The sequence below is a fragment of the Xanthomonas cannabis pv. cannabis genome, from assembly GCF_000802365.1.
Lineage (GTDB): Bacteria > Pseudomonadota > Gammaproteobacteria > Xanthomonadales > Xanthomonadaceae > Xanthomonas > Xanthomonas cannabis.
In genome coordinates, this window is the sequence record NZ_JSZE01000181.1 from 1 (window position 1) to 4,680 (window position 4,680).

Genomic DNA, 4,680 nt, shown 5'->3' on the forward strand with positions numbered 1-4,680 from the left:
GCCACGTGCGGCGGGCGGAGACGGATCGAGATCATCTGGAGAGCCGGATTGGCGCAAGCTCGGTCTTATTCGATATATCGAAGGATGCCGAAACGATATATCGAAGCTTGCCTGCAGGCAAGTGCCTCGCTGTCGGGTCGATGACCGGCCATCGGCCGCAAGCGCAGATGCTGCAACGCAGCTGGACAGTGCCTATCTCCATAATTACGATGTAATTACTTCGGCATGACGGGCTCGGCCCGGTGAGGTAGCAGCATGAGTCGACAGTGGGACACCCAGGCTGAGAGCCGGCGTCAGCGCCTGCAGCGCGCCGCTGCACTGGCGCCACAGGGGCGCGTGGTGGCCGCCGACGATGTGGTGGCGCTGCTGGAGGCGGTCATCGAGCCCGGCGACCGTGTGTGCCTGGAAGGCAACAACCAGAAGCAGGCCGATTTCCTGGCGCGCTGCCTGACCGAGGTAGACCCTGCGCGCGTGCACGACCTGCACATGGTGCAATCGGTGCTCTCACTGGCGGCACACCTGGATGTGTTCGAGCGTGGTATCGCCAAGCGCCTGGATTTTTCGTTTTCTGGCCCGCAGGCCGCGCGCCTGGCCGGGCTGGTCAGCGAGGGCCGCATCGAAATCGGCGCCATCCACACCTATCTGGAATTGTTCGGCCGCTACTTCATCGACCTGACGCCGCGTATCGCGCTGGTCACCGCGCAGGCGGCCGACCGCCACGGCAATCTCTACACCGGGCCCAATACCGAAGACACGCCGGTGATCGTGGAAGCCACTGCATTCAAGGGCGGCATCGTCATTGCGCAGGTCAACGAGATTCTCGACACCTTGCCGCGCGTGGACATCCCGGCCGATTGGGTGGACTTCGTCACCCAGGCGCCCAAGCCCAATTACATCGAGCCGCTGTTCACCCGCGACCCGGCGCAGATTTCCGAGATCCAGGTATTGATGGCGATGATGGCCATCAAGGGCATCTACGCCGAATACGGCGTGGACCGGCTCAATCACGGCATCGGTTTCGATACTGCAGCTATCGAATTGTTGCTGCCCACCTACGCCGAATCGCTGGGGCTGAAGGGCAAGATCTGCCGGCATTGGGCGCTCAATCCGCACCCGGCGTTGATCCCGGCGATCGAATCGGGCTTCGTGCACTCGGTGCATTCGTTCGGCTCCGAGCTGGGCATGGAAAACTACATCGCCGCGCGCCCGGATGTGTTTTTTACCGGCGCCGACGGCAGCATGCGCTCCAACCGCGCGCTGTCGCAGACCGCAGGCATGTACGCCTGCGACATGTTCATCGGCTCCACCCTGCAGATCGATCTGCAGGGCAACAGCTCCACCGCCACGCGCGACCGCATCGCCGGCTTCGGCGGTGCGCCCAACATGGGCTCGGATGCGCGTGGCCGCCGGCATGCCAGCGCCGCCTGGCTCAAGGCCGGGCGCGAAGCGGCAAAACCGGGCGAGATGCCACGCGGACGCAAGCTGGTGGTGCAGATGGTGGAAACCTTCCGCGAGCACATGGCGCCGGCCTTCGTCGACAGGCTGGATGCCTGGGAACTGGCCGAGCGCGCCAACATGCCGCTGCCGCCTGTGATGATCTATGGCGATGACGTCAGCCATGTGTTGACCGAAGAAGGCATTGCCAACCTGTTGTTATGCCGCACGCCGGAAGAACGCGAGCAGGCGATCCGTGGCGTGTCCGGCTACACCGCTGTGGGCCTGGGACGCGACAAGCGCGTGGTGGAAAACCTGCGCGATCGTGGCGTCATCAAGCGGCCGGAAGATCTGGGCATTCGTCCGCGCGATGCCACGCGCGACCTGCTCGCTGCGCGCACGGTCAAGGATCTGGTGCGCTGGTCCGGCGGGTTGTACGACCCGCCGAAACGTTTTCGCAATTGGTAAGGGCTCAGCATGGAAACCCTGCGATATCGCTTTGACGGCCAGCACGGCGCACGTGTTGGCGTGGATCACGCACTGGTCGGCGTGGTCGCCTCCGGCAACCTGGAAGTGCTGGTCGAGCGCGTACCGCTCGACGGCGCGATGGAGATCGAGATCCTCACCGCCGCACGCGGCTTCGGCGCGGTCTGGCAGGCGGTGCTGGACGATTTCGCCGCGCGGCATCCACTGCGCGATGTGCGCATCAGCATCAACGATGTGGGCGCCACGCCTGCAGTGGTAAGCCTGCGCCTGGAACAGGCCATCGACGTGCTGCAAGGAGCCGACGCATGAGCCACCCCATCCACCTCACCGCAGGAGCGCACCCGGGCGCGACGGGCGTTCCCGGTATTGCCCCGGTCGCGCCCAGGTGCGCTCCTACGCATGTCGTCGGGGGATGTGTATGAGCACCACCATTCCCATGGCCGAGCGCAGCTACTACGAAGCCGATGCGCGCGAGCGGATCGACGGGTTGCTGGATGCCGGCAGCTTCCGCGAATTCGTCGGTCCACGTCGCCGCCTGATCAGCCCGCATCTGGCCCAGCTGGATACGCCCGGCGCGTTCGACGACGGCATCGTTGTCGGCGAAGGCACGCTGCGTGGCCGTACCGTGCTGATCGCCGCACAACAGGGCGCTTTCATGGGCGGCGGCGTCGGCGAGGTGCACGGTGCCAAGCTCACCGGCCTGCTCGAACGCGCCGCAGCCACGCAACCGGCTGCGGTGCTGTTGCTGCTCGACACCGGTGGCGTGCGCCTGCATGAAGCCAACGCCGGCCTGATCGCCATTTCCGAAATCATGCGCGCCACCCTGAACGCGCGCGCTGCCGGCGTGCCGGTGCTGGCCTTGATCGGCAGCGGCAACGGCGCCTTCGGCGGCATGGGCATCGTGGCGCGCTGCTGCAGCGCGGTGATCATGTCCGAAGAGGGCCGGCTGTCGTTGTCCGGCCCGGATGTGATCGAAACCGTGCGCGGGGTGGAAGAGTTCGACGCGCGCGACCGTGCCCTGGTGTGGCGCGTGACCGGTGGCAAGCACCGCTACCTGCTGGGCGACGCGCAGACCCTGGTGGCCGACCGCATCGCGGCGTTTGCCGATGCGGCGCTCACCACGCTCGACACACTCGCAGAACCCGACGGCGGCGATGCCGGCTTGCAGGCCCTGGAGCACGCGCATCACCAGCTGGCCGCGCGCATCGATAGCTATGGCGACTGCCGCGATGGCCTGGAGATCTGGCAACGCCAGGGCATCGTCGACGCGCAGCGCCTGCCGCTGCTGGACACCGATGCCTTCCTTGCCGCCACCGCCGACCGGAGCACGCCATGGAACTGAGCCAATTGCTGGACCAGCTGTTCCCGCTCGGCCACGCCATCGCCCGCAACGCCGACGTGCTCACTGGCAGCGCGACCACCGCGGTCGGCGAGGTCACCGTGATCGGCACCGCCAACACGCTGGAAGTCGGCGTGGACCATGCGCTGGCATTGGCGGCGACCGTACTCGCCAGCACCCGCGCGCATCCGCAACGCCCCATCGTGATGCTGGCCGACACGGCCGGGCAACGACTCGCACGCCGCGACGAACTGCTCGGCATCAATGGCTATTTTGCGCATCTGGCACGCGCGCTGGATCTGGCGCGCAGGCGCGGCGCGCAGCTGGTGACCCTGGTCTACGGCGAAGCGGTCAGCGGCGGGTTTCTGTCGTTCGGGCTGATGGCCGACCACATCCACGCGCTGCCGGACGCGCAGGTGCGGGTGATGGATCTACGTGCGATGGCGCGTGTGACCAAGCAATCGGTAGACACCTTGCAGGCGTTGAGCAAGAGCTCGCCGGTGTTCGCGCCGGGCGTTGAAAACTACGTGCGCATGGGTGCGGTGGAATCGCTGTGGGACGGCGATCTGGCAAAAGCATTACTCGACGCATTGGCCGCGCCCACCGACGGCGACCAGCGCCGCGCACTCGGCGCGCAGCGCGGCGGGCGTACCCTGGCGCGCGATGTCGCCGCCGCCGTGGCCGCAGGCGAGGCGTGAGCATGCCCCGCCGCCACGCACTGGTGTGGTTGCGCCCCGGCGCGCGCTGGCAAGCGCTGACACCGGGTGCGCAGCCACGGCTGCAGCAGTGGTTTGCTGCGGGCCTGCCGGCCGTGGTGGCGCGTGGGGATGGCAGCCAGGCACCCGGCCACGTGCGGCTCGGCGTGCCGTTGCCGCCGGACGAAGGTAAACAGCGCCTGGCATTAATCGCCGGGATGGACGACATCGCGCGCAGCACCGCACCAATGGCGCTGGATGCCGTGATCGCTACCGCCCCCATTGTGGTGCAGCCTGCACTGCGGGCCCTGCTGACGCAGGCCAATGCCGGCGGCCTGCAGCCGCGCGTGTTCGGCAGCGTTGCCTGGCAGGCCCTCACCGGGCTTGCGTATGTGCATGCGCAGTCGGATCTGGATCTGTTGTGGTCCATTGCCACACCCGAACAGGCGCACAGGGTGGTGACATTGCTGCAGCGCTGGGAACGGAGCCACGGGCTGCGCGCAGACGGCGAGCTGCTGCTGCCCGACGACACCGCGGTGAACTGGCGCGAATACGCCGGCAGCGCACCGCAGGTCTTGGCGAAATCCGGCGACGGCTGCCGCTTGCTGCCGCGCAGCGCGCTGTTTCCGGTGGGGTGCGCGGCATGAGGACGCTTGTCGAACCCACCGCCGATGCCAGGCCCTCGGGGACGCAGTGCAATGCGGCCGGGCGGCAGCCAGCCACACC

The 4,680-nt window shown here is 67.3% G+C and carries 6 protein-coding genes; all 6 read left to right on the plus strand.

From position 1 onward, the window contains the following. Positions 1–215 (plus strand): hypothetical protein (locus OZ10_RS22965; RefSeq protein WP_039566732.1); only part of this gene is annotated, 215 nt, incomplete at its 5' end. 40 nt (positions 216–255) lie between these two features. Further along, positions 256–1,902 carry a malonate decarboxylase subunit alpha gene (gene mdcA / locus OZ10_RS19615; RefSeq protein ID WP_039405171.1) on the plus strand — a complete coding sequence of 549 codons (1,647 nt, stop codon included), beginning with the start codon at positions 256–258 and terminating at the stop codon, positions 1,900–1,902. Between the two features lie 9 nt (positions 1,903–1,911). After that, positions 1,912–2,229 (plus strand): malonate decarboxylase acyl carrier protein, encoded by a 318-nt coding sequence (gene mdcC, locus OZ10_RS19620; protein ID WP_039405174.1) that lies wholly within the window; start codon positions 1,912–1,914, stop codon positions 2,227–2,229. A gap of 127 nt (positions 2,230–2,356) precedes the next feature. Beyond that, positions 2,357–3,262, plus strand: a complete 906-nt coding sequence (locus OZ10_RS19625) for a biotin-independent malonate decarboxylase subunit beta (protein ID WP_202903046.1) — start codon at positions 2,357–2,359, stop codon at positions 3,260–3,262. After that, positions 3,253–3,957 carry a biotin-independent malonate decarboxylase subunit gamma gene (gene mdcE / locus OZ10_RS19630; protein ID WP_039405180.1) on the plus strand — a complete coding sequence of 235 codons (705 nt, stop codon included), beginning with the start codon at positions 3,253–3,255 and terminating at the stop codon, positions 3,955–3,957. The genes OZ10_RS19625 and mdcE overlap by 10 nt, the downstream gene beginning before the upstream one ends. A 2-nt stretch (positions 3,958–3,959) precedes the next feature. Continuing rightward, positions 3,960–4,601, plus strand: coding sequence for a malonate decarboxylase holo-[acyl-carrier-protein] synthase (gene mdcG, locus OZ10_RS19635; protein WP_039566734.1), 642 nt, complete (start codon positions 3,960–3,962; stop codon positions 4,599–4,601). Positions 4,602–4,680: the final 79 nt, after the last annotated feature.